Annotated in this window: 1 protein-coding gene; it reads right to left on the reverse strand. The window is 64.8% G+C overall.

All coding sequences use genetic code 11. The features are described 5' to 3' along the window. Positions 1–53: 53 nt before the first annotated feature. On the reverse strand, positions 54–738 hold a 685-nt coding region (locus ADICYQ_RS31335), incomplete at its 5' end, for an ATP-binding cassette domain-containing protein (RefSeq protein ID WP_040417453.1).

A 738-nucleotide genomic window follows, 5' to 3' on the forward strand; every position in this document is an offset into this window, starting at 1 on the left:
GTGCTGGTTGAACGCAGCGATGATGAGTTCGTAATTGATCGTGATGTAGTCGATCATGCGGGTACCGCAGTGTGGTCACGACGCCTGGCGTCGAGCTGGCGAACCAGGCTTTCGTGGCGGATCATTCCATCTGCCGCACCCTCAGCGTTGACCCGGATCGCGATGCCGACCGGTGATCCGATCGCGAGGTCGGTCACCAGGCGCAGGCTGTCGGAATCCGTGAACGTTCCGCCGATGGATGCCGGCGAGTCCGCCGTACCGACGCCGGGTCCGACCCAGCCGGTCGGCGCGCCGGCCGAATCCAACAGAAGGGTGTCACTGCCCGTGAGCACTGACGAGACCGGCTCGACTTCGAGACCGGATGCGCGCTCGAAGGAGAGGCTGCGAAATCCACGGTCCCGACCGACGAAGTCTGCGACGAAGTCGTTCGCCGGGCGGGCGAGGAGTTCCTGCGGTGAGTCATACTGCGCCAGGTGCCCGCCCTCATGGAAGATCGCCACCATGTCGCCGAGCTTGATGGCTTCGTCGATGTCGTGGGTGACGAAAGCGATGGTCTTGCCCAATTCGCTTTGCAGGCGGAGGAACTCGTCTTGCAGACCACCGCGCACGATCGGGTCGACCGCGCTGAACGGCTCGTCCATGAGCATGACTGGTGGGTCCACCGCCAGGGCACGCGCAACACCGACCCGCTGCTCCTGGCCGCCGGAGAGCTGCACCGGGTACTTCGAGGCCATGGAC

The sequence above is a fragment of the Cyclobacterium qasimii M12-11B genome (assembly GCF_000427295.1).
Taxonomy (GTDB): Bacteria; Bacteroidota; Bacteroidia; order Cytophagales; family Cyclobacteriaceae; genus Cyclobacterium; species Cyclobacterium qasimii.